This is a genomic window from Streptomyces sp. NPDC047081 (genome assembly GCF_040643775.1).
Taxonomy (GTDB): Bacteria; Actinomycetota; Actinomycetes; order Streptomycetales; family Streptomycetaceae; genus Streptomyces.
In genome coordinates this window covers 151011-172888 of record NZ_JBEYUY010000021.1, presented here as the reverse complement: position 1 = coordinate 172888, position 21878 = coordinate 151011, and the positions used below count along the sequence as shown (strand labels likewise).

The following is a 21878-nucleotide window of genomic DNA, read 5'->3' as shown; positions in this document are numbered from 1 at the left end:
CGTCATGCGCCATGAGCCGATCACCTTCCGGCCCGCGGACCCCGCCGACGCCACCGCCGTCGCCGGCATCTGGCGTACCGGATGGCGGGACGGTCATCTCGGCCATGTGCCGGAGGAGTTGGTCGTGGCCCGTACGCCGGAGACTTTTGCCGCGCGGGCGGCCGAGCGTGTCGGGGACACGGAAGTGGCGGTCGTGGACGGTGACTTGGCCGGGTTCGTGATGGTCGTCGGGGACGAGGTCGAGCAGCTGTACGTGGCAACCAGCCATCGTGGTACGGGAGTTGCCGCCGCCCTTCTCACCCACGCCGAGCATCTCGTACGACGGCACGGGCATCCACGCGCCTGGCTCGCCGTCGCCACCGGCAACGCCCGCGCGCGCCGCTTCTACGAGCGCCGGGGCTGGACCGACGAGGGCCCGTTCGACTACCCGGCACAGGGGCCCGACGGCCCGATTCCCGTGCCCTGCCACCGGTACGTCAAGGATCTGGCCAGCCCGGACCCAAGCCCCCGATAACGGCCCCAGCCCACCCGGGCGGCTTCAGTACCGCGCCCGCACCCACCTCACCACGCCCACCCCCACCCCCACCCCCACCTACGCAGCCGGCCGCACCACCAGTTCCCGCGCCCGCGACTCCGCCGCCGCCAGGGACGCGTCGCGTGACGCCTCGTACAGCGGAACCAGGTCTGCCATCGCGGGGACGTTCGGAGCCAGGGTCAGTTCCGGGGCGATGAAGCTGACATCCAGGCCGAGCCCCGTGCCGAGCAACTGCCTCAAGTAGCCCTGGAGGTAGTCGTTTCCGTGCTGCCGAGCCTCCTCCTGGTACGAGCCGCCGCGGCTGGTGACGACCACGGCGGGCTTGGCCGCGAGCGAGGGGTGTTCGGTCATCGCCGTACGGCCCACCGCGAAGACGTGGTCGAGCCAGGCCTTCAGGGTGGAGGGGATCGTGTAGTTGTACATCGGCGCGCCGAGCAGGATCACGTCCGCCCGCTCGGCCTCCTCGATCAGCTCGGCGCGCAGGGCGAATGCGGCGCGTTCCGCGGGGGAACGGTCCGCGGCGGGGGTGTAGCCGGCGTAATAGGCGGGGGCCCGGAGGTGGGGGATCGGCGCGGCATCGAGGTCGCGGTAGATCACCGTGCCGTTCGGATGCTCGGTCTCCCAGGTGTGGCGGAAGGCGGCGGTCACGGCGCGGGAGGTGGAGTTCTCGCCGTTGATGGAGGTGTCGATGTGCAGGAGCGTGGCCATGAGCGGCTCTCCAGGGTGAGTTACGCGGGAGCAGCCTCGGCTCGGCCGCCCGTCATGCGCAACACCCTGCTTCCTCAAGCGGAGTTGAGGTCCAGCCCGTGTGACCCAGTTCATGATGTACGTCGATGTCCTGCCGCCCGTTCCAGCGCCTCCGCCGCCTCCGCGACCTCCGCGGCCAGCCTCCCCACCAGCTCCGCCGCCGGCGGCCGGTCGGTCACGAGGTCGACCGCCTCGCCCGCCCACACGGGAAGCGGCGGGACCGTACCCGCCAACACGTCCTCCTGGTAGGCCTGTTGGGCCTCCGGAGACGCGGCCAACTCCTCCTCCCTCCCCCGCCACCGGTCGAGGTACGGATGGCCGAGAGTGCGTGCCGTGTACTTCGAGGTCGACCAGGCGGTGGCTCCCCAGGCGATGTCGAGGACGCTGTTGCGTTCGGTGTCCCGGCCCTTCCCTTCCACCACCGCCCTGACGATCGAGGGGTCAGCCAGGGACTCGGCCGTGGCCTGGAACCGGGTGCCGAGAAGCGCCCCGGCGGCGCCCAGCGCCAACGCGGCCGCCACTCCACGCCCGTCACCGATCCCACCTGCCGCCAGCACCGGCACCGGCACCGGCACCGGCACCGAATCCGGTCCAGCGCCCCGCCCCTCTCCCGCAACCGCCCTCGCCAGATCAACCACGACCGGCACGAACGCCAGCGTCGACATCCCACGCCAAGCGCCATGCCCACCGCTCTCCGCTCCCTGCGCCACGATGACGTCGGCGCCCAGGCCCAGCGCCTGCCGGGCCTCGTCCAGGTCGGTGACCTGGAGGATGACCTTCGTGTCCGTACCGGCGGCCCGGATGCGTTCGACGTACGGTGTCGGGTCCCCGAAGGACAGCATCACCGCATCGGGACGGTGTTCCAACACCCGCTCCACCGCCGCGACTTCCGTCGCCCAGGTCAGGAAACCGACACCCCAAGGCCGGCCACACCCCGCCACCAGGGGCAACTCGCGGGCGAGCAGCTCCCGGTTCCCGTCCCCCGCGCCGAGCAGCCCGAGCCCGCCGCCCCGGGACACGGCCGCCGCGAGCGCGCCGCCGGCCGAACCGCCCATCGGCGCGGAGACGATCGGGTACCGCACGCCGAACATCCGCGTGAACGCCGTAGAAAAGGCCATGGCTCCCCTCAACTCCCCTCCTCCCAAAGGTCCTTATCAACGGGTAAGAGGACGAGTCCCCCCTCATGGAGGTCAACCGGATGACCGCCGGGCGCCAGGGGGCGCGGGGTCCATTCACCCGCACCCCCTCTACTCCTCCTGCTCCTCCTACTCCTCCTCCCCGTTCAACCGCCGCAGCAGCTCCAGCAGTTGCACCCGATCCCCCTCGGCTAGCGGCGAGAAGCACTCCGCGAGGACCTCGTCGGCGACCTTGTGACCGGCCGCGAGGGTGCGTTCGCCGGTCGCGGTGAGGTGGTGTTCGATACGGCGCCCTCGTCCCGGACGCCGCTCGACGAGCCCCTGCGCCGCGAGCCGGCCGACCAACGTCCCGAAGGCCTGCTCCGTCTGAAAGGTGGCGGACGCGAGCTCGCGGGCCGACGCTCCGGGCGTACGGCCGATCGCGCGCAAGGCGTCCCACTGGGCCAGGGTCGTGCCGACGGCCGTCAACGCGGTGTCCAGTGCGCGGTGTTGGCGGTACTGGGCCTGTTTCACCGCCCGGCCGAGAAGTTGGAGCTGAACTTGCAGGTCATCGCGCATGGGCCAACCTTACCCCACTGACTAAGCTAGCTTATATAAATATCCTTAGTTACAGTGGGAGCCATGACGACCACAGACACAGCCACCGACACACACGCAGCCACCGACACCGCCGCGCATCCCCTCCGCCCCGTCCTCGTCCTGCACGGCGGAGGCGGCCCCGCCACCGTCGCCGGTCTCGCGCACCACCTCGCCTCGACCGGCGCCGACGTCATCGCCCCGGTCCACCCCGGCTGGGACGGCACGCCGCGCCCCGACTGGTGCACCGGCATCGACGACCTGGCCCTGACCTACCTGGACCTCCTCCAGGACCGCGACCTGCACGACGTACTCGTGGTCGGCTCCTCGCTCGGCGGCTGGATCGCCGCGGAAATGGCCGTACGGGACACCGCGCGGCGCATCACCGGGCTGGTCCTCGTCAACGCCGTCGGCGTGCACGTCGAGTCCGAGCCGATCGCCGACTTCTTCGCCCTCGACCCGCGCGCCGCGGCCGAACACTCCTGGCACGACCCGGACCGCTTCTACGTCGACCCCGCCACCCTCCCGGCCGACGAACTCGCCCGCCGGCAAGGCAACATGACCACCATGCGCCTGCTCGCCGGCGACCCGTACATGCACGACCCGAAGCTCCTACGACGCCTCGCCCGCGTACACCAGCCCGCCCTCCTCGTCTGGGGCGAGAGCGACCGCATCGTCACACCGGCCTACGGGGCGGCGTACGCGGACGCCTTCGCGGACGGCCACGTCGAACTCGTACCGAAGGCGGGCCACTTGCCGCACATCGAACAGCCGGAGGCGACGTTCGCACTCATCGACGCGCACCTGCGGCGGACGGCAGCGGAGTAGCGGAGTCGGCGCCGCGTGCGGGATGTCATCGGTCCGCGTTCACATCGCTCAAATAACCCGCGATCACCTCGTACAGCTGCTCCGGCCGGTCCAGGTGTACGTCGTGGCCCGCGTCCGGGACGACTACGTGCCGTATGTCGTCGTCGGGGCTTCGGCGGGCCAGCATGTCGGAGGGTTCCGTGGGGTCCATGGTGCCGTTCGCGCCCTCGATGAGGAGGGTCGGGCAGCGGATGGCCGACCATTCGCGCCAGTGGTCGTCGGTGGCCAGTTCCGCGACGCACGCGACCATCACGGCCCGGTCCGCCGGATGCCAGTCGGCGAGCCAACTCGCTATCAGCGAGGGCAGGTTGGGGTTGCGGCCCGCGGGGCCCGCCTCTATGAGGATCAGGGAGCGGAGGAGGTGGGGGTGGGCCGCGGCCAGGAGGAGGGCCGTGTGGCCGCCGAGGGACTGGCCGATGAGGGTTACGGGAGCCAGGCCGAGTTCCTCTACGAGGGCCACGGCGTCCGCGACGTGCGCCGCTCGGGTCACGTCCGCCGGGCGGCGGGTGCTGGCGCCGTGGGCCCGGGCGTCGTAGGCGACGACGCGGTGGCCGTCGGCGAGGAGGCGCGGGATCAGGTCGCTCCATTCGGCCCGGTCGCCCGCGAGGCCGTGCAGGAGGAGGATCGTGCGGTCCGGGGCTTGGGGCGGGACGTGATCCTCGTATGCGATCTTCGTGCCGTCGGGGGTGGTGAGGTGGGGCAGGGGGATCAGCTCCGTGGGGGGCGGGTGGGCTCCGGCTGCGGTGATCTGAGCGCCGCGGTCAGAGTGGCCCAGCCCGGCCGTCGACGCCAGTGAATTCGGCGCCGGCGAGACTTGACAGTCCTCGACTCATGTTTGGTCGGGGTCGGTGTGCCGGCGTTAACCTCGGGCGCAACGGTCAAAGCGGGCGGTAGGAGGCAGGCATGGCCAGGGTTCCCAGTGCGGTGGTCGCGGCGACCGGGCTCGTCGGTGGGTACGGCGTGGCTCGGTGGACGAAGAAGCGGCAGCTGGGCGGGGCCGTGCTCGCCGTCGCGGGGGCCGCGGCCGCGCAGCAGTGGCGGCAGCGGGCGGGTGGGAAGGCGGCCGGGGCGCTGACGGCCACGTACGTCGCGGCCTTCGCGGGGTCGCATCCGCTCGCGAAGAAGGTGGGTGCCTGGCCGGCCGTGTTCGGGGTGGCGGGTGCGGTGGCGCTGGCTTCGTGGGCGGTGGCGGACCGACGCGGGTAGCTCCGCCGGTTGGGCCGCGCTGAGTTGTTGGTCGTCTGCGGCACGGCGGCTCCAGTTTTTGTTATCGGCTGTGCCTTCGCACGTCTCCGTGGCATGCATGTGACAGGACAGATCAGCCGCCGCACCTTGCTCAAGGCCACCGGCGTGGCAGCAGGGGCCGTCGGTGTCGGGGGTGCCGTCGTTGCTGCGCCCGCGCAGGCGGCGACAGGCGGCTTCGCGCACCCCGGGCTGCTGCACACCCGTACCGACCTCACCCGCATGGCCGCCAAGGTGAAGGCGAACGCGGCGCCCTACACGGCCGGTTACGCCAAGCTGACCGCCAACCGCCATGCGCAGGCGGGCTGGACGGCCAACCCGCAGGCCACGGTCTACCGCGGCGCGGGCAGCCCGCAGAACTACGCGACCCTCTACAACGACATCCACGCCGCCTACCAGAACGCCCTGCGCTACCACGTCGGCGGCGACAGCGCCCACGCCGACACGGCGGTCGCGATCCTCAACGCGTGGTCGGCCAAGCTCACGGCCGTCGCCGGCAGCGCCGACCGCTTTCTGGCCGCGGGGCTCTACGGCTACCAGTTCGCCAACGCCGCCGAACTCGTCCGCGACCACGGCGACTTCGACCTCGCCCGCTTCCAGGAGATGCTCAGCAAGGTCTTCGCCCCGCTCAGCGACGACTTCCTGGTCCACCACAACAACGCCGTCGTCACCAACTACTGGACCAACTGGGACCTTTGCGCGATGGCGTGCCTCCTGGCGACGGGCATCTTCTGCGACGACAAGGCCCAAGTGGCCCGCGCGGTCGACTACTTCAAGCACGGCGAGGGGCTCGGCTCGATCAAGAACGCGATCCCGGTCGTGTACGACGACGGGCTCGGCGAGTGGCTGGAGGCGGGCCGTGACCAAGGGCACGCGCTCCTCGGCGTCGGCCTCATGGGCACGTTCTGCGAGATGGCGTGGAACCAGGGGATCGACCTTTACGGCTACGACGACAGCCGTTTCCTCAAGGGCGCGCAGTACGTTGCCAAGTGGAGCATGGGCGGGAAGGTCGACTACACGGCGAACACCCGCCGCAAGGGCGCGATCGGTGGCTGGTCGGGGTCGGAGACGGCCACCGCCGCGGCCCCTGTCGACCCGGCGATGACCCGGCCCATATGGGCCATGATCTCCAACCACTACACGAAACGCCGAGCGCTGCCCGCGACCTACCTCACCCAGATCACGGCCAAGTCGGCGCCCGAGGGGGGTGGCGGGGACTACGGCCCCAACAGCGGCGGCTACGACCAACTGGGCTTCGGCACGCTCGCGTTCACCCGGGACAGGTCGACGACACCGACGGCGACTGCTTCTCCGGCGCCGACGAGTGCGGATGCCCGCCCGCAGTCGGCCGACAGCACGCCCGTGTCCTCTTCGCCCGCCGGCAGCGGCAACGACCTTGCGGCCACGGGTTCCAGTGACGTGGTCGGCTGGGCAGCGGCGGCCGGGATCACGACGGTCGCCGGGGGCGTGCTTCTGCTGCGCCGACGGGAGCGGATGCGGCGGGGCAGCGCGGAGTAGGAGGGTGCCGCGGCAGGTGGTGGGGCGGCTGCGGGTCCGTCGTGGCTGGTCGCGCAGTTCCCCGCGCCCCTGAGGCACGTACACGCACGGGGCGGAGAGCAGCGTACGAGGGTGCCGCGACAGGTCGTAGAGCGGCTGCCGGTTCGTCGTGGCTGGTCGCGCAGTTCCCCGCGCCCCTGAGGCACGTACACGCGCCCGGCGCCGCCCCCGCACAGGTCGGAGAGCAGCCTACGAGAGTGCCACGACAGGTCGAAGAGCGGCTGCCGGTTCGTCGTGGCTCGTCGCGCAGTTCCCCGCGCCCCTGAGGGCGTGCACGCGCCCGGCGATACGGCGGCCCGCAGCCTCCCGCGCGCCGGAGTGGGCCGGAGCCACCGCCCCGCAGCCGCCCCCGCGCCGCAGTGGGCCGGAGCCACCGTCCCGCGGCCGTCCACGCGCGGGAGTGGGTCGTGGGGGTGCGGCGTAACCCGTCGCGTACATCGCAGTCGGGCTCGTTCGCCTCTCGAGGAGACAGTGAGACCGTGGGCGACGGGTTCGCCGTACCCCCACGACCCCGACCCACAACGCACCCCCGGCGCGCCACTACGCCGCAGCCGGCCGGGACCCCTTCGCCCCCGACCCCGACCCCGACCCCGACCCCGACCCCGCCGCAGAAGCCCGCGCCTTCGCCCCCACCGCCGTGAGCGGCCGGGCGATGTCCTCCAGTGACCGCCGCTCCGCCCGTACCGCCAGCACCGCCGCCACCAGCCCCGCCGCGCACATCAGCGCCGCCCCGATCTGGAAGGCGAGGACCGTGTCCGCCACCTTCCCCGTCCCCGTGAGGTCCGCGAACAGCAGCGGCCCGCTGATACCGCCCGCCGCCGTACCCAGCGCGTAGAAGAACGCGATCGACATCGCCCGCGTCTCCATCGGGAAGACCTCCGAGACCGTCAGATACGCACTCGACGCCCCCGCCGACGCGAAGAACAGAACCGCACACCAACACGCCGTCATCGTCGCCGCGTTCAACGACCCCCGGTCGAACAACCACGCCGTACCGAACAGCAACAGCCCCGACAGCAGATACGTACCCGAGATCATCACCCGCCGCCCCACCGTGTCGAACAGCTTCCCCAGCAGCAGCGGCCCGCAGAAGTTCCCGACCGCGATGACCGCGAAGTAGTACCCCGTGTTCCCGCTCGGCACATCGAAGAACTTGGTCAGGATCGCGCCGAAGCCGAACGTGATCGCGTTGTACAGGAACGCCTGTCCGATGAACAGCGAGAACCCCAGCACGGACCGCTTGCGGTAGTCGGCGAACAGCGTCCGCGCGATCTCCGCGAAGCTGACACTCCGGCGCTGATGGATCGTGATCTCCCCCTCCGGCACCGCGAGAGCCTCCCCCTTCTGCGCCTCCACAGTCTCCTCGATCGACCCCACGATCTCCTCGGCCTCCCGCTCCCTCCCGTGGATCAACAGCCACCGCGGACTCTCCGGAACATGCCGTCGTACGAGAAGGATCACCAGAGCCAGCACCGCCCCCAGCGCGAACGTCAGCCGCCAGCCGACATCCGCGGGGAATACGTCCGTGTTCAGCGCGACGATCGACAGCAGCGAACCCCCCACCGCCCCCAGCCAGAAGCTCCCGTTGATGATCAGGTCCACCCGGCCCCGGTAGAACGCCGGAATCAGCTCGTCGATCGCGGAGTTGATCGCCGCGTACTCGCCCCCGATCCCGAACCCGGTCAGAAACCGGAACGTGAAGAACCACCACGACGAGAACGACACCGCGGTCAGCGCGGTGGCCGCCAGATACACCCCCAGCGTGATCATGAACAGCCGCTTACGGCCCCACTTGTCGGTCAGCCGCCCCCAGAACAGGGCACCGACACACGCCCCGGCCACATACAGCGCGGCCGCGATACCGGTGATCTGCCCCGAGCTGATCGGCAACCCGCTCCCCGGCTCCGACAACCGACTCGCGATGTTCCCGACGACCGTGACCTCCAGGCCGTCGAGGATCCACACGGTGCCGAGCCCGATGACGATCGTCCAGTGCCAGCGCGACCAGGGCAGCCGGTCGAGCCTGGCCGGGATGTTCGTGGTCACGGTACGGCCGGTGTCGGCCTGCGCGGTGGTCATAGGCACACTCCTCTTCGAGCGAACCGCGTCGAGCGAACCCCGCCCGAGTGCCCGGCCCCGACCGCCCTACGCCCCCGCTCCAGTGCCCGGCCCAGACCGCCTACGCCCCCAGAACCCGCGAGACCGTATAGATCAACAACCCCGCCAGCGACCCCACCACCGTGCCGTTGATCCGGATGAACTGCAGGTCACGCCCGATGTGAGCCTCGATCTTCCGGGTCGTGTGCTCGGCGTCCCAGCCCGCCACCGTGTCGGTGATCAGCGAGGTGATCTCCTTCCGGTAGGTCGTGACGACGTACACCGCCGCCCCTTCCACCCACCCGTCGACCTTCCCCTGCAGCTTCGGCTCGACAGCCATCCGCGCCCCCAGCGACAGCAGCGAGGCCCGCACCCGCAGCCGCAGCTCACTGCGCTCGTCCTCCGCCGCGGACACGATCATCGACCGCACCGACGTCCAGGCGGACGCGATCAGGTCCTGCACCTCGCCCCGCCCGAGGACCTCACCCTTGAGCCGTTCGACCCGCACCCGCGTGTCCGTGTCGGACTGGAGGTCGGACGCGAAGTCCTTCAGGAACCGGTCCAGCGCCCCGCGCGCAGGATGCGTCGGCATGTCCCGCATCTCGGTCACGAACCGCAGCAGCTCCTTGTAGACCCGCTCCCCGACCCGCTTGTCCACGAACCGCGGCGTCCACCCCGGCGCTCCGCCCTGCACGGCGTTCATGATCTCGTCGTCGTGCCACACGAGCCAGTCGTGCGCACGAGTGACGACGAGATCGACCACCCGCCGATGACCACCGTCGGCGACGATCTTCTCCAGCATCTTCCCTATGCCCGGCGCGATCTCCTGCGCGTCGGCCCGCCGGGTGATCGCCTCCCCCACCACGGCCTGCACGTCCGAGTCCCGCAGCACGGTCAACGCGCCCCGCAGCGCGGCCGACAGCTCGGCGGTCACCCGGTCCGCGCGCTCGGGCTCGGCGAGCCACGCGCCGAGCCGGCTCCCGATGCCCACCGCCCGCAGCCGCTGCCGTACGACATCCTGGGACAGGAAGTTCTCGCCGACGAACTCCCCCAGCGAGATCCCCAGCTGGTCCTTCTTCGTCGGGATGATCGCGGTGTGCGGGATCGGGAGCCCGAGCGGCCGCCGGAACAGCGCCGTGACCGCGAACCAGTCGGCGAGCGCGCCGACCATGCCGGCCTCGGCCGCCGCGGCGACGTACCCGGCCCAGGCGCCGGCGCCGGAGTTGTCCGCCCACTTGGCCAGGACGTACACCAGCGCCACGAACAGCAGCAGCCCCGTGGCCGTGAGCTTCATCCGCCGCACCCCGCGCTGCTTCTCCAGGTCGGCGGCGCTGAAGGTCGTCATCGCACGCACAGCTGAGGAGGCTTTGTCTGGATTCGTACGTTCCATCCACTCCACCCGATCGTGATCCCCTGCACACATTGTCCCTTCCTGACCGACTCCTGGAACGGAACAAGAGTTCCCGGCGTCTGTCCGGAGGGGGAAGCTCTCGCGAACTCCGGTGACCCAATGGGGGGTCCTGTTCAACTACCCCTCATCCCATGAAGCATCATTGGGATGATCACTTCGGAGCCTCGGGCTCCCACTCGCCCGAGGAGACCCGCACCGCATGACCAGGCGAAACGGTTATGCCCTGCTTTCCGCGATCATCGCCCTGATCGTGGGCCTTTCCGCAGCTATATACGTCGGCGTCGCGGCCGACGACGGCACCACCAGCACCAACGCCCTCGGCAGCGGCGGTGCCGCGCGCAACCCCGCCGCCCCCGCCTCCACCGGCATCTGGGTCGGCGCCTGGTCCGCGTCCCCGGCGGGCGCCGAGCCCGGCACCGAGACGACCGGGATGGCCGGCCGCTCGGTCCGCAACGTCGTGCACATGAGCGTGGGCGGCACCAGCGCCCGTATCACCCTCTCGAACCTCTACGGCCAGTCGGCGCTGACCATCACGCACGCGTCGATCGCCGTGGCGGCCGCCGCCGACACCGCGGTCGCCACCGCCGACACCATGCGGCGGCTGACCTTCAACGGCAACACCACGGTCGTCATCCCGGCCGGCCGGCAGATCCTCAGCGACGCGGTCCGGATCGTCGTCCCGCAGGGCAGCGACGTCCTGGTCACCACGTACTCCCCCACCGCGTCCGGCCCGGTCACCTACCACCCGCGAGCCCGCCAGATCTCGTACGTCGCCCAGGGCGACCTCACCGAGGACGTGACCGGCGCCGGGTACACCGAGCAGACACCGTTCTGGCGGTACGTCACCGCGGTCGACCTGCTCAGCCATGACGCCGACGGCACGGTGGTCGCGTTCGGCGACTCGCTCACCGACGGGATCACGTCCACGCAGGGTGCCAACCACCGCTGGCCGGACGTCCTTTCGCAGCGGCTGCGCACCGCGGTCGAGTCGGGCCGGGACCTGCCCCGCTACAGCGTCGTCAACCAGGGCATCAGCGGCAACCAGGTCCTGGCCAACGGCCTCGGCCGCCCCGCCGACAACCAGAGCGGCCTGAGCCGCTTCTCCCGTGACGTCCTCTCCCGTACGAACGTCAAGGTCGTGATCATCGACCTCGGCGTCAACGACATCCTGCGCAACCCGCAGCTAGCCGACCCCGACAGGATCGTCGCCGGTCTGCGCACCCTGGTCCGCCAGGCCCACGCCCACGGCATCAAGGTCGTCGGCGCGACCCTCATGCCCTTCCAGGGCCACCGCGGCTACAGCCAGGCCCGCGAGGCGGTACGGGAACAGGTGAACGCCGAGATCCGCTCGGGCCGGGTGTACGACGCGGTGGTCGACTTCGACAAGGCGCTGAGGGACCCGTACAACCCGCGCAAGCTGCGCGCCGACTACGACTCGGGCGACCATCTGCACCCCAGCGACAAGGGCTACGCGCGGATGGCGGCCGTCTTCGACCTGAAGAACCTGAAGGGCTCGGCACCGGCGGAGCTGTAGCCGACCCGCAGCCATGCCACCGGCTCAGTAGTCGTCGTACCGCCGCCGGTTCCTGCGCTCCCGGTGCCGCTCACGCCGTTCCTCGTGCCGCTCCCGCAGCAGGTCCCGGTGGCCCTCGAGCATGCGGCGGTGGGCGTCCATCATGTCCTCGCGGTAGTCCTCCTGGAGCTCCCGCATCGAGGCCTTGCGGTCCAGCTTCCCCTGCCGCCGCTCCTCCTTCAGGCGGCGGCGCTCCTCCTTGGTGAGCTTGCGCTCCACGCCGACCCCGCCCCAGAAGGCGAACCCGTTCACGATCACCCGCGGCGCGCCCGGCTCCGGCGGCACGCCCTCCTCGCTGTGGTCGAAGCCGCCCATGATCCCGATGCCGCGCACCACGACCTCGACGCCGGGCGGCACGATGATGTTCATCCCGCCCATGATGGCGACGCAGTTGATCTCGACCTCGTGGTCCGCGAAGTTCGCCTCGGGCAGGTCGATCTCGCCGCCGCCCCAGAACGCGAAGCAGTTGAACTGCTTCGGCACGGTCCACCGCCCCTTGCGCTGGAACCCGGACATCACGGCGACGGCCCATGTCGAGGAGCCCTCGCCGCCGGTGATCCGGCTCGCCCAACTCCCGCTCGCCACCGGCTCCTTGACCAGCGAGATGGGGGGTACGACCACCCCGGCGGCCGGCAGGTCCCGGGTGATCGGCGTCAGTTCGCCGTACGTCCGGGCCTTGTACGTGGCCTCCAGCCGCTCCTCGAACTCCTCCATGTCGAGACGCCCCTCGGCGAGGGCGTCCCGCAGGACCTCGGCGACTCGCTCACGGTCGGCGTCGGATGCGCGGAGTTCCGGGACTGCGTCTGCGTCGTCGGTCATGTACAGCAGCGTACGAGTTCCCCCGGCAGGAGGCTACGAGACCGCTTTCTCGGCCTGTTCCACATACATCTTGGCGATCACCGCCTCGATGTCCGGCTCCCGTACGGAGAGGTCCGCCAACGGATACTCCGCCGCGATCCGCGCCACCAGCGGCGCCGCCGACTCGGCCGCCGGGAACGCCAGCCACTGCCTCGGCCCCTCCACCCTCACCACCCGCGCGGGCGCCGCGTCGATCGGCGGCAGCTCCCGCTCCAGGTCCACCACCAGCGTCCGCTCGCTCTCCCCCACCTCGTGCATCCCGGCGAGCGCACCGTCGTACATGAGCCGCCCGTGGTCGATGACCATCACCCGGGAGCAGAGCTGCTCGATGTCCTGGAGGTCGTGGGTCGTCAGGAGCACCGTCGTGCCGCGCTCATCATTCAACTCCCGCAGAAAACCCCGCACCTTGGCCTTCGAAATCACATCCAGCCCGATCGTCGGCTCGTCCAGGTACAGCACCTCGGGCTCGTGCAGCAGCGCCGCCGCGATGTCCCCCCGCATCCGCTGGCCCAGGGAGAGTTGGCGGACCGGGACGTCCAACAGCTCGCCCAGTTCAAGGAGTTCGACACACCGCTCCAGGTTCTCGCGGTAACGCCCGTCCGGGATGCGGTACATGCGGTGCATCAGCTTGTACGAGTCGATCAGCGGCAGGTCCCACCACAAAGTCGTACGTTGTCCGAACACCACCCCGATCCTGTGCGCGAGCCGCGTCCGCTCGCGGGAGGGGTCGATGCCCGCTACCCGCAGCCGGCCCGCGCTCGGCGTCAGGATGCCCGTCAGCATCTTGATCGTCGTCGACTTCCCGGCGCCGTTCGGCCCGATGTAGCCGACCATCTCGCCGCGCGCCACGGTGAAGGAGATCGAGTCGACCGCCCGTACCTGCCGCCGCTCCCGTTTCAGGAAGCCCGCCTTCTTGCGGACCTCGAAGACCTTCTCGACGCGGTCGAGTTCAATGAAGGCGCCCATCGCCGACTCCCCGTCCATCGCTAACTCCCCGTACTCCGATACGCCCCGAGCCCCGCCCGCCACGCGAGCCCGGCCAGCGCGCAGCACGCCGCGGCCACCAGCGGCGGTGCGAAGGCCGCCCACTCGGGCAGGTCCAGCGGGTACGGCCGCCCCAACACGTAGGAGGCGGGCACCCAGTTGACGAAGGCGAGCGGGAGCATGAAGGTCACCCCGCGCACCAGGTCCTTGCCGAACACGGTCGGCGGGTACTGCAGCAGTGTCGTACCGCCGTAGGTGAAGGCGTTCTGCACCTCGGACGCGTCCTGCGCCAGTATCTGGAAGGCCGCGCCCGCCACGAACAGGGAGCAGAAGATCGCCGCGCCGCTGACCAGCATCACCGGCACCAGCAGCACCTTCGGCAGGGTCCAGTCGACGTCCACGGCGGTCAGGGCCCAGCCAAGTACCGCCCCGCCCTGGGTGATCCGGCCCAGCCGGCGCACCGCGAAGCGGTCGGCGCCGATCTGCGCGAGCACCGGCGCGGGTCGTACGAGAAGCGTGTCGAAGGAGCCGTCGCGGATCCGGGAGCCCAGCACGTCCATCGAGCCGAGCACCAGGTCGGCGATTCCGAACGCGGTCGCCGACAGGCCGTACAGGAAGGCGACTTCGGGCAGCGTCCAGCCGCCCAGCGAGTCGATCTGCGCGTACATCAGCAGGATCGCGACGAAGTCCATGGCGGTCATCAGTCCGTTGCCGCACATCGTGACGACGAAGGAGGCGCGATAGGTCATGGCGGACCGCACCCACATCCCGGCGATCAGCCAGTAGGCCCGCAGTCCTTCGGAGAGCCTGCCGCGCTCACCCACCCTGGACCACCACCCGCCGGGTCGCCGCCGACTGCAGCAGCCGCCCGGCCGCCAGCAGTACGAGCGCCCACGCCGCCTGGAAGGCGAACGCCCGCCACGGGTCGATCTCGCCCATCAGCACGTCCGCGGGCATCTGGATCTGCGCCGCCCACGGCAGCACCTGCACGAGGTCGCCGAAGGCGCCCGGGAACGCGTTGAGCGGCAGCACTATGCCGGAGAAGAACACCCCGGCGATCATCACGGCCTGCGAGACACCCATGCCGTCCAGCAGCCAGAACACGCTCAGCGCGGCCAGGTAGCGGATCGCGAAACTGACCACCATCGCGAGCAGCAGCGCGACCAGACAGGCCAGCCACGGGCCGGCCCCGACCGGCAGGGCCATCGGGAAGAACAGCGCGCCGAACGCGAACGGGATCACGCCCCGGCCCAGGAGCTGGAACAGCGAGCGCCCCAAGTCGCTCGCCAGCCACCACAGTTGGAGGTCGGCCGGCCGGTACAGGTCGACGGCGATCTCGCCCGTGCGGATGCGGTCCATCAGGTCCTTCTCGGCGCCGCCGCCCTGGATGGCGAGGGTCGCGTACAGACACTGGCCCAGCCACACGTAAGTGACGGCCTGCGCCTGGTCGTACCCGCCGAGGTGCGGCTTCTCGTCCCACAGCGCGAGATACGTGTAGACGAGGATCACCCCGAAGACGGTGTTGGTGAACACCCCCGCCGCCGTCGCCGCCCGATACGTCGCGTACCGTCTGAATCCGCCCGCCGCGACGGTGACGTACAACCGTCCCGCGCCCACACCACAGCCCTCCTCGGCCCGCCGACACCGAAGCGCAGGAGCCTACTGCCCGGCCAGTGACGCACGCCACGCATTTTCGGAACCCGAAGCGTGCCGTGATCCGGGAACGGAACGCTTGGTGCGAGAGTCTTCAAGAGGGGGCGCAGAAGGCGTACGAGGGCGTACGGGAACGTACGGCACAGAAGTCACGTAAAACAGGAGTCCGTGCACGACATGAGCGACGAGTCGCAGCCGCAGCAGGCACCCCGGCCGGAGGGCTGGGCGCCGAGGGAACCGCAGGGACCCGCCGTGCCGGGTGGACCCGGGGAACCCGGCGGCAAGAAGCCGAAGCGGCCGGGGCGCACGGGCTGGCGGCGGATCATCCCGACCTGGCGCATGGTGCTGGGCACCTTCGTGGTCGGGATACTGCTGCTGATCGGCCTGTTCTTCCTCGGCTACTCGATGGTGCAGATCCCGCCTGCCAACGCGCTCGCCACCAAGCAGGCCAACGTCTACCTGTACGCGGACGGCTCCCAGATCGCCCGCGACGGCGAGATCAACCGGGAGAACGTGACCCTCGCGCAGGTCTCCAAGGACGCCCAGCACGCCGTACTGGCCGCCGAGGACCGGGACTTCTACACCGAGTCCGCGATCGACCCCAAGGCGATGCTGCGGGCCGGCTGGAACACCGCGACCGGCAAGGGCAAGCAGTCCGGCTCGACGATCACCCAGCAGTACGTCAAGAACTACTACCTGGCGCAGGAACAGACCGTCACCCGCAAGGTGAAGGAGTTCTTCATCTCGATCAAGCTGGACCGCGAGAAGTCCAAGGACGAGATCCTGGAGGGCTACCTCAACACCAGCTACTTCGGCCGCAACGCGTACGGCATCCAGGCCGCCGCCCAGGCCTACTACGGCATGGACGCCACCGACCTCGACCCGGCGCACGCCGCCTACCTCGCCGCGCTGGTGAACGCGCCGAGCGAGTACGACGTCGTCGCCCACCCGGAGAACAAGACGGCGGCCGTGGCCCGCTGGAACTACGTCCTGGACGGCATGGTCAAGAAGGGCTGGCTGAGCGAGAGCAAGCGGGCCGGTCTGAAGTTCCCGATGCCGAAGGAGCAGACCGTCTCCACCGGCATGTCCGGGCAGCGCGGCTACATCGTGCAGGCGGTGAAGGACTACCTCACCACCAACAAGATCGTCACCAGCGACGAGCTCGCCCGCGGCGGCTACCGCATCACCACCACCCTGGACAAGAGCAAGCAGGACGCCTTCGTGAAGGCGGTGAACGACCAGGTGATGGACAAGCTCGACAAGAAGAACCGCAAGGTCGACAACTACGTCCGCGCGGGCGGCGCCTCGGTCGACCCGAAGACCGGCAAGGTCGTCGCGATGTACGGCGGCATCGACTACGTCAAGCAGTACACGAACGGCGCGACCCGCGGCGACTTCCAGGTCGGCTCCACCTTCAAGCCCTTCGTGTTCACCTCGGCCGTCCAGAACCACTCGGAGACTCAGGACGGCGAGACCATCACGCCGAACACGTACTACGACGGCACCAACAAGCGCCCCGTGCAGGGCTGGTCCGGCGGCACGTACGCGCCGGAGAACGAGGACCAGGCGTCGTACGGGAACATCACGGTGCGTACCGCCACCGACAAGTCGGTCAACGCGGTGTACGCGCAGATGGCGGTGGACGTCGGCCCCGAGAAGGTCAAGCAGACCGCGATCAGCCTCGGCATCCCCTCCGACACCCCCGACCTGACCGCGACGCCCTCCATCGCGCTCGGCGTGAACACCGCGAGCGTCCTCGACATGGCGGAGGCGTACGCGACGCTCGCCAACCACGGCAAGCACGGCACGTACACGATGATCGACTCGGTCACCAAGGACGGCAAGGACGTCATGGAGCTGCCGAAGAGCACCGGTGACCAGGCCGTCAGCCGGGAGGCCGCCGACACCACGACGTCGATCCTGCAGAGCGTCGTCGAGAACGGCACGGCCACCGCAGCCCAGGCCGCGGGCCGCCCCGCCGCCGGCAAGACCGGCACGGCGGAGGACGACAAGGCGGCCTGGTTCGCGGGCTACACCCCCGACCTCGCGACCGTCGTCTCGGTCATGGGCCAGAACCCGGTGACCGCCCAGCACGAGCCGCTGTACGGCGCGATGGGCCTGGAGCGCGTCAACGGCGGTGGCCCGCCGGCCCAGATCTGGGCGCAGTACACCAAGGCCGCGCTGAAGGGGAAGCCGGTAAGCGACTTCGACCTGCAGCTCCAGGCGGGCGCCGAGCAGACCGCGCCGCCGAGCGTCGAGCCGACCCAGCCCGGCCCCGGCGGCCAGGACAACGGCGGCGCGACCACGGACGGCGGCCAGGCCAACCAGGGCCCGACCCAGGGCCAGGACAACGGCGGTACGACGACGGGCGGGACGACCACCGCGACCGGCGGCGACACGACCGGCGGGACCACGGGCGACACGACCACGGGCGGTACGACGACCGGTGGTACGACGGGTGACACGAGCGCCGGTACGACGACGGGCGGCACGACCGGGGACACCACGGCTGGGACCACGGGAGGCACGACCGGCAGCACGACCGGGACGGACACGGGAGGCACGACGGCGGGCACGGCGGGCCCGCAGTCGACGAGCCGCAGACAATGAGCGGCCCGAGAGGCCAGTGACCCCTCAACGCCCGGAGGTCGCCTTCAGCCCCACCATGCCGAGCACCGCCACCCCGTCGGCCCCGATCCCGACCCAGACGCCGTAGGCGGTACCGATGGGAAGGGACTTCATCACCCGGTACAGCGACAAAAAGGGCCGGTGACGATGGTCACCAGCCCTTTTGAACCGTTGAATCAGAGGTACAGGCCCGTCGTGTCCTCGGACCCCTCGAAGCGGTCGGCGGCCACGGCGTGCAGGTCGCGCTCGCGCATGAGCACGTACGCCACGCCCCGCACCTCGACCTCGGCACGGTCCTCCGGGTCGAACAGGACGCGGTCGCCGGGCTCGACGGTACGGACGTTCTGCCCGACGGCGACGACCTCGGCCCAGGCCAGCCGCCGCCCGACCGCCGCGGTGGCGGGAATCAGGATGCCCCCGCCGGACCGCCGCTCACCCTCACCGGTCTCCTGCTTGACCAGAACCCGGTCGTGCAGCATCCGGATGGGCAACTTGTCGTGCTGGCTGCCGCTGTGCTCGTTTCTGTTGGCGCTCACGACCTCGAACCTACAGCTCTCATTCAGCTCTTGCGCCGCCGGGTACCGAAGGCGATCAGCCCCACGACCCCGACCACGACCAGCGCGACCGGCACGATCCGCTCCAGCCTCGGCGCGCCCTCCTCGTCCACGAACTGGGCCTTCACATCGCTGACGGCCTTGTTGACGCCGACGTACGCCCGCCCGAGCGTGTGATCGATATTGGACACGACCTTGGCCTTGGCGTCGCCGACGATCGTCTTCGGGTGCACGCGCACACCGATCTCGTCGAGGGTCTCGGCCAGCACGTCGCGGCGGCGCCTGATGTCCGCCTCGATCTGCGCCGGGGTTCTGGTGTCCGACGTGTCCGCCACGGTGGGGCCTCCGAAGTCAGGCGATGGTGTGGTGTTCTGGACAGTCTGTCAGTTCCTGCCGCGCCCGCACTGTCAGGACCCCCGGTTACGCTGGTCCGATGAGCGAGCGACTCCAGCCCGGGGACGTGGCCCCCGACTTCACCCTCCCGGACGCCGACGGCAACGACGTGTCCCTCTCGGCCCACAAGGGCCGCAAGGTCATCGTCTACTTCTACCCGGCGGCCCTCACGCCCGGCTGCACCAAGCAGGCCTGCGACTTCACGGACAACCTCGACGTCCTGGCCGGCGCCGGCTACGACGTCATCGGCATCTCCCCCGACACCCCGGAGAAGCTGGCGAAGTTCCGCGAGAAGGAGTCCCTGAAGGTCACCCTCGCCGCCGACCCCGACAAGAAGGTCACGGAGGCGTACGGCGCGTACGGCGAGAAGAAGAACTACGGCAAGACGTACATGGGCGTGATCCGCTCCACGATCGTGGTCGACGAGGAGGGCAAGGTCGAACGGGCCCTCTACAACGTCCGAGCGACGGGCCACGTGGCAAAGATCATCAAGGACCTGGGGATCTGACGGCACTGCCCGGCCAGTAGCATGGCCGGGCAGTCTCAGGCGGCCGTGGTGGAATTGGCAGTCACGCTGGGTTTAGGTCCCAGTGGGGTAACTCCCGTGAGGGTTCGAGTCCCTCCGGCCGCACCAATGCTCAGCCCAACAGCTCCCGCACCACCGGCACCAGTGCCCGGAACGCCTTGCCCCGGTGGCTGATCGCGTTCTTCTCGGCCGGGGTCAGTTCGGCGCAGGTTCGGGACTCGCCCTCCGGCTGGAGGATCGGGTCGTAGCCGAAGCCGTTCGTGCCGGTGGGGGTGTGGCGGAGTACGCCTCGGAGTTGGCCCTCCACGACCCGTTCCGTGCCGTCCGGCAGGGCGAGGGCTGCCGCGCAGGCGAAGTGGGCCGCGCGGTGTTCGTCGGCGATATCGGCGAGCTGGGCCAGGAGGAGGTCCAGGTTGGCCTTGTCGTCGCCGTGGCGGCCGGCCCAGCGGGCGGAGAAGATGCCGGGGGCGCCGTTGAGGACGTCGACGCAGAGGCCGGAGTCGTCGGCGACGGCCGGGAGACCGGTTGCCCGGGCGAGGGCATGGGCCTTCAGCAGCGCGTTCTCGGCGAACGTCACCCCTGTTTCCTTGACGTCGGGGATGTCCGGATAGGCCTCCGCGCCGACCAGCTCATGGGCGAGTCCGGCGTCGGCGAGGATCGCCCTGAGCTCGGTGATCTTTCCGGCGTTACGGGTGGCGAGGATCAAGCGGGTCATGGGCCCAGAGTATTCATGGGCCCGGACCGGTCCGGCCCCCGCTTCCCGTTCTCCGACCCCCCGCTTCCCGTTCCTACGACGTGCAGACCTTCGTCAGCTCCCCCGCCGCGTCCGTCACCGGGCTGATGTCCGGGGTGTTGTCGCCGTTCTTGATCGACGTGCGGACGTTGGAGACCGCCTTGTCCAGGTCGTCGACCGCCTTGTTGACGTCGGCGTTGTCGGTCTTGTCGCCGATCTTGTCGAGGTTCTTGTCGATCGAGGCGAGGGACTCGTCGAGCTGGGTCGGGTCGTTCGCCGCGTTCTCCGCCGCCTGCTGGAGCGCGGTGACGCTGTCGGCGATGGTGTCGGCGGTCTGGACGCAGTCCAGGGCCTTGTCGACGGCGTCGCAGCCGGCGGTGAGACCGGCCGTCAGGCCGACTGCCGCGAGTGCGGCGAGAGTGGTGGCGATACGGCGACGACGGCGGCCCCGGTTCGCGTTCCCGGCCATGACTGTGGTTCCTCCCTGTCCAGGCCCGAAAAGGCCCCCCGTACTGGTCGGGCGCACGGTGGTGTGCCGTGCGCCCGCATTCATAGGGACGCCCCCGAAGGTGTCGGGGGTTGCCCCGCCGGCCGCCTTTTCTTGGTGCGCCCTTTACTTTTCGAGGACCGTATCAAGGGCCTTGCTCTGGATGACAGCGAGTTCCGAGCAGCCGGTCACCGCCAGGTCGAGCAGCGCGTTCAGCTCCTCGCGTGCGAACGGCTCCGCCTCCGCCGTGCCCTGCACCTCGACGAAGCGGCCGTCGCCGGTGCAGACGACGTTCATGTCGGTGTCGGCGCGGACGTCCTCCTCGTAACAGAGGTCCAGGAGCGGGACTCCGCCGACGATGCCGACGGAGACCGCCGAGACCGTGCCGGTCAGCGGCTGGCGGCCGGCCTTGATCAGCTTCTTGCCCTGCGCCCAGGCGACCGCGTCGGCGAGTGCCACGTACGCGCCGGTGATCGCCGCCGTACGCGTGCCGCCGTCGGCCTGCAGGACGTCGCAGTCGAGGACGATCGTGTTCTCGCCGAGCGCCTTGTAGTCGATGACCGCGCGCAGGGAGCGGCCGATGAGGCGGGAGATCTCGTGCGTACGGCCGCCGATCTTGCCGCGGACGGACTCGCGGTCGCCGCGGGTGTTGGTGGCGCGGGGCAGCATGGAGTACTCGGCGGTGACCCAGCCCTCGCCGCTGCCCTTGCGCCAGCGGGGGACGCCTTCGGTCACGGAGGCGGTGCAGAAGACCTTGGTGTCGCCGAAGGAGACGAGGACGGAGCCTTCGGCGTGCTTGCTCCAGCCGCGTTCGATGGTGATCGGGCGGAGTTGTTCGGGGGTGCGGCCGTCGATTCGAGACATGCCGTCGAGCCTATCGGCACATACGGAAAGGGCCCCTCCCGTGGTGGGAAGGGGCCCTCAAGGGTGAACCGCGAGGCGTTCGAACCCCCCGGATCCCTGCCTCACATCATGTCTTCGATCTCCGCCGCGATGGGGTCGGCGTCCGTGCCGATGACGACCTGGATGGCGGTGCCCATCTTGACGACGCCGTGTGCGCCCGCGGCCTTGAGGGCGGCCTCGTCGACCTTGCCGGCGTCGACGACCTCGGTACGCAGGCGGGTGATGCAGCCCTCGACCTCTTCGATGTTCTCGATGCCACCGAGCCCGGCGACGATCTTCTCTGCCTTGCTGGCCATTTCGCTCTCCTCATGCACAGTTGGCCCAACTTCACGAGCGATTGCGCCGCGCGTACCGAAAGCTGACGTCACAGCATCCCAATCGTCGTAACTGGTCTACACCACCTGACGGGCGGTCGCCA

23 protein-coding genes, 1 tRNA gene and 1 pseudogene are annotated in these 21878 nt (G+C 70.1%); 8 read left to right on the top strand and 17 right to left on the bottom strand.

The window, feature by feature from the left end; genetic code table 11:
* The first annotated feature begins 4 nt into the window (after positions 1–4).
* The gene (locus ABZ848_RS33355; RefSeq protein WP_360837946.1) at positions 5–514 is read left to right on the top strand and encodes a GNAT family N-acetyltransferase; all 510 of its coding nucleotides are present in this window, start codon (positions 5–7) and stop codon (positions 512–514) included.
* Between the two features lie 78 nt (positions 515–592).
* Here ABZ848_RS33355 and ABZ848_RS33350 read toward each other — a convergent pair whose 3' ends face one another.
* The 3 genes from ABZ848_RS33350 to ABZ848_RS33340 form a co-directional block, all read right to left on the bottom strand.
* Positions 593–1243 carry an NAD(P)H-dependent oxidoreductase gene (locus tag ABZ848_RS33350; RefSeq protein WP_360837944.1) on the bottom strand — a complete coding sequence of 217 codons (651 nt, stop codon included), beginning with the start codon at positions 1241–1243 and terminating at the stop codon, positions 593–595.
* Between the two features lie 110 nt (positions 1244–1353).
* The gene (locus tag ABZ848_RS33345; protein WP_360837942.1) at positions 1354–2400 is read right to left on the bottom strand and encodes a nitronate monooxygenase; all 1047 of its coding nucleotides are present in this window, start codon (positions 2398–2400) and stop codon (positions 1354–1356) included.
* 147 nt (positions 2401–2547) lie between these two features.
* Positions 2548–2964 (bottom strand): MarR family winged helix-turn-helix transcriptional regulator, encoded by a 417-nt coding sequence (locus tag ABZ848_RS33340; RefSeq protein ID WP_360837976.1) that lies wholly within the window; start codon positions 2962–2964, stop codon positions 2548–2550.
* 75 nt (positions 2965–3039) lie between these two features.
* On the opposite strand from ABZ848_RS33340, the gene ABZ848_RS33335 reads away from it, so the two are divergent.
* Positions 3040–3822 (top strand): alpha/beta fold hydrolase, encoded by a 783-nt coding sequence (locus ABZ848_RS33335; protein ID WP_360837941.1) that lies wholly within the window; start codon positions 3040–3042, stop codon positions 3820–3822.
* A gap of 25 nt (positions 3823–3847) precedes the next feature.
* Here ABZ848_RS33335 and ABZ848_RS33330 read toward each other — a convergent pair whose 3' ends face one another.
* Positions 3848–4531, bottom strand: a complete 684-nt coding sequence (locus ABZ848_RS33330; RefSeq protein ID WP_360837975.1) for an alpha/beta fold hydrolase — start codon at positions 4529–4531, stop codon at positions 3848–3850.
* Positions 4532–4764: 233 nt separating this feature from the next.
* On the opposite strand from ABZ848_RS33330, the gene ABZ848_RS33325 reads away from it, so the two are divergent.
* Positions 4765–5067, top strand: a complete 303-nt coding sequence (locus ABZ848_RS33325) for a hypothetical protein (protein ID WP_360837939.1) — start codon at positions 4765–4767, stop codon at positions 5065–5067.
* Between the two features lie 93 nt (positions 5068–5160).
* Complete coding sequence (locus tag ABZ848_RS33320) at positions 5161–6621, top strand: alginate lyase family protein (protein WP_360837937.1); 1461 nt, start codon at positions 5161–5163, stop codon at positions 6619–6621.
* A 579-nt stretch (positions 6622–7200) separates the two neighbouring features.
* Here the strand turns inward: ABZ848_RS33320 and ABZ848_RS33315 are convergent.
* Both ABZ848_RS33315 and ABZ848_RS33310 read right to left on the bottom strand, forming a co-directional pair.
* Positions 7201–8739: an MFS transporter gene (locus tag ABZ848_RS33315; RefSeq protein ID WP_360837935.1), complete on the bottom strand. Its 1539-nt coding sequence runs from the start codon at positions 8737–8739 to the stop codon at positions 7201–7203.
* A 100-nt stretch (positions 8740–8839) separates the two neighbouring features.
* A complete protein-coding gene (locus ABZ848_RS33310; RefSeq protein ID WP_360837934.1) occupies positions 8840–10180 on the bottom strand; it encodes a DUF445 domain-containing protein in 1341 nt (446 codons plus the stop codon).
* Between the two features lie 187 nt (positions 10181–10367).
* On the opposite strand from ABZ848_RS33310, the gene ABZ848_RS33305 reads away from it, so the two are divergent.
* Positions 10368–11702 carry an SGNH/GDSL hydrolase family protein gene (locus tag ABZ848_RS33305; protein WP_360837932.1) on the top strand — a complete coding sequence of 445 codons (1335 nt, stop codon included), beginning with the start codon at positions 10368–10370 and terminating at the stop codon, positions 11700–11702.
* A gap of 24 nt (positions 11703–11726) precedes the next feature.
* Here ABZ848_RS33305 and ABZ848_RS33300 read toward each other — a convergent pair whose 3' ends face one another.
* The 4 genes from ABZ848_RS33300 to ABZ848_RS33285 are packed head-to-tail and all read right to left on the bottom strand — an operon-like array spanning position 11727 to position 15200.
* Complete coding sequence (locus tag ABZ848_RS33300; RefSeq protein WP_360837930.1) at positions 11727–12560, bottom strand: DUF1707 domain-containing protein; 834 nt, start codon at positions 12558–12560, stop codon at positions 11727–11729.
* A 33-nt stretch (positions 12561–12593) separates the two neighbouring features.
* A complete protein-coding gene (locus ABZ848_RS33295) occupies positions 12594–13565 on the bottom strand; it encodes an ATP-binding cassette domain-containing protein (RefSeq protein WP_360837928.1) in 972 nt (323 codons plus the stop codon).
* A gap of 20 nt (positions 13566–13585) precedes the next feature.
* On the bottom strand, positions 13586–14407 hold the full coding sequence (locus ABZ848_RS33290) for an ABC transporter permease (RefSeq protein ID WP_360837926.1): 822 nt from the start codon (positions 14405–14407) through the stop codon (positions 13586–13588).
* Positions 14400–15200, bottom strand: coding sequence for an ABC-2 family transporter protein (locus tag ABZ848_RS33285; protein ID WP_360837924.1), 801 nt, complete (start codon positions 15198–15200; stop codon positions 14400–14402). Before ABZ848_RS33285 ends, ABZ848_RS33290 begins: the two co-directional genes overlap by 8 nt.
* A 213-nt stretch (positions 15201–15413) precedes the next feature.
* Between ABZ848_RS33285 and ABZ848_RS33280 the strand changes: the two genes are divergently transcribed.
* Positions 15414–17846 (top strand): transglycosylase domain-containing protein, encoded by a 2433-nt coding sequence (locus tag ABZ848_RS33280; protein ID WP_360837923.1) that lies wholly within the window; start codon positions 15414–15416, stop codon positions 17844–17846.
* 24 nt (positions 17847–17870) lie between these two features.
* On the opposite strand, the pseudogene ABZ848_RS33275 reads toward ABZ848_RS33280, so the two are convergent.
* From ABZ848_RS33275 to ABZ848_RS33265, 3 genes and pseudogenes are all read right to left on the bottom strand, one after another.
* Positions 17871–17996 (bottom strand): annotated as a pseudogene (locus ABZ848_RS33275) (SMR family transporter); the annotation flags it as partial.
* Positions 17997–18040: 44 nt separating this feature from the next.
* On the bottom strand, positions 18041–18400 hold the full coding sequence (locus tag ABZ848_RS33270) for a co-chaperone GroES (RefSeq protein WP_242773052.1): 360 nt from the start codon (positions 18398–18400) through the stop codon (positions 18041–18043).
* A 23-nt stretch (positions 18401–18423) separates the two neighbouring features.
* Entirely contained in the window at positions 18424–18753 is a 330-nt protein-coding gene (locus tag ABZ848_RS33265; protein WP_360837921.1) for a DUF3618 domain-containing protein, read from the bottom strand.
* 98 nt (positions 18754–18851) lie between these two features.
* Between ABZ848_RS33265 and bcp the strand changes: the two genes are divergently transcribed.
* A complete protein-coding gene (bcp, locus tag ABZ848_RS33260; protein ID WP_360837920.1) occupies positions 18852–19319 on the top strand; it encodes a thioredoxin-dependent thiol peroxidase in 468 nt (155 codons plus the stop codon).
* 39 nt (positions 19320–19358) lie between these two features.
* Positions 19359–19445, top strand: a tRNA-Leu gene (locus tag ABZ848_RS33255).
* Positions 19446–19449: 4 nt separating this feature from the next.
* Here ABZ848_RS33255 and rdgB read toward each other — a convergent pair.
* The 4 genes from rdgB to ABZ848_RS33235 all read right to left on the bottom strand — a co-directional run bounded on the left by rdgB (position 19450) and on the right by ABZ848_RS33235 (position 21756).
* Positions 19450–20052, bottom strand: a complete 603-nt coding sequence (gene rdgB / locus ABZ848_RS33250) for an RdgB/HAM1 family non-canonical purine NTP pyrophosphatase (RefSeq protein WP_360837918.1) — start codon at positions 20050–20052, stop codon at positions 19450–19452.
* Between the two features lie 73 nt (positions 20053–20125).
* On the bottom strand, positions 20126–20539 hold the full coding sequence (locus tag ABZ848_RS33245; protein WP_360837916.1) for a hypothetical protein: 414 nt from the start codon (positions 20537–20539) through the stop codon (positions 20126–20128).
* Between the two features lie 144 nt (positions 20540–20683).
* Entirely contained in the window at positions 20684–21421 is a 738-nt protein-coding gene (gene rph / locus ABZ848_RS33240) for a ribonuclease PH (RefSeq protein WP_360837915.1), read from the bottom strand.
* 101 nt (positions 21422–21522) lie between these two features.
* Positions 21523–21756: a PTS glucose/sucrose transporter subunit IIB gene (locus ABZ848_RS33235; protein ID WP_242773036.1), complete on the bottom strand. Its 234-nt coding sequence runs from the start codon at positions 21754–21756 to the stop codon at positions 21523–21525.
* Positions 21757–21878: the final 122 nt, after the last annotated feature.

What these genes read in the sequence shown, in the direction of transcription:
- rdgB (WP_360837918.1), bottom strand. Translation starts at nt 20,052, where the DNA reads ATGACCCGCTTGATCCTCGCCACCCGTAACGCCGGAAAGATCACCGAG.
- ABZ848_RS33245 (WP_360837916.1), bottom strand. Translation starts at nt 20,539, where the DNA reads ATGGCCGGGAACGCGAACCGGGGCCGCCGTCGTCGCCGTATCGCCACC.
- ABZ848_RS33280 (WP_360837923.1), top strand. Translation starts at nt 15,414, where the DNA reads ATGAGCGACGAGTCGCAGCCGCAGCAGGCACCCCGGCCGGAGGGCTGG.
- ABZ848_RS33345 (WP_360837942.1), bottom strand. Translation starts at nt 2,400, where the DNA reads ATGGCCTTTTCTACGGCGTTCACGCGGATGTTCGGCGTGCGGTACCCG.
- ABZ848_RS33355 (WP_360837946.1), top strand. Translation starts at nt 5, where the DNA reads ATGCGCCATGAGCCGATCACCTTCCGGCCCGCGGACCCCGCCGACGCC.
- ABZ848_RS33295 (WP_360837928.1), bottom strand. Translation starts at nt 13,565, where the DNA reads ATGGGCGCCTTCATTGAACTCGACCGCGTCGAGAAGGTCTTCGAGGTC.
- ABZ848_RS33350 (WP_360837944.1), bottom strand. Translation starts at nt 1,243, where the DNA reads ATGGCCACGCTCCTGCACATCGACACCTCCATCAACGGCGAGAACTCC.
- ABZ848_RS33305 (WP_360837932.1), top strand. Translation starts at nt 10,368, where the DNA reads ATGACCAGGCGAAACGGTTATGCCCTGCTTTCCGCGATCATCGCCCTG.
- ABZ848_RS33320 (WP_360837937.1), top strand. Translation starts at nt 5,161, where the DNA reads ATGCATGTGACAGGACAGATCAGCCGCCGCACCTTGCTCAAGGCCACC.
- ABZ848_RS33300 (WP_360837930.1), bottom strand. Translation starts at nt 12,560, where the DNA reads ATGACCGACGACGCAGACGCAGTCCCGGAACTCCGCGCATCCGACGCC.
- ABZ848_RS33325 (WP_360837939.1), top strand. Translation starts at nt 4,765, where the DNA reads ATGGCCAGGGTTCCCAGTGCGGTGGTCGCGGCGACCGGGCTCGTCGGT.
- ABZ848_RS33335 (WP_360837941.1), top strand. Translation starts at nt 3,040, where the DNA reads ATGACGACCACAGACACAGCCACCGACACACACGCAGCCACCGACACC.
- bcp (WP_360837920.1), top strand. Translation starts at nt 18,852, where the DNA reads ATGAGCGAGCGACTCCAGCCCGGGGACGTGGCCCCCGACTTCACCCTC.
- ABZ848_RS33235 (WP_242773036.1), bottom strand. Translation starts at nt 21,756, where the DNA reads ATGGCCAGCAAGGCAGAGAAGATCGTCGCCGGGCTCGGTGGCATCGAG.
- ABZ848_RS33315 (WP_360837935.1), bottom strand. Translation starts at nt 8,739, where the DNA reads ATGACCACCGCGCAGGCCGACACCGGCCGTACCGTGACCACGAACATC.
- rph (WP_360837915.1), bottom strand. Translation starts at nt 21,421, where the DNA reads ATGTCTCGAATCGACGGCCGCACCCCCGAACAACTCCGCCCGATCACC.
- ABZ848_RS33310 (WP_360837934.1), bottom strand. Translation starts at nt 10,180, where the DNA reads ATGTGTGCAGGGGATCACGATCGGGTGGAGTGGATGGAACGTACGAAT.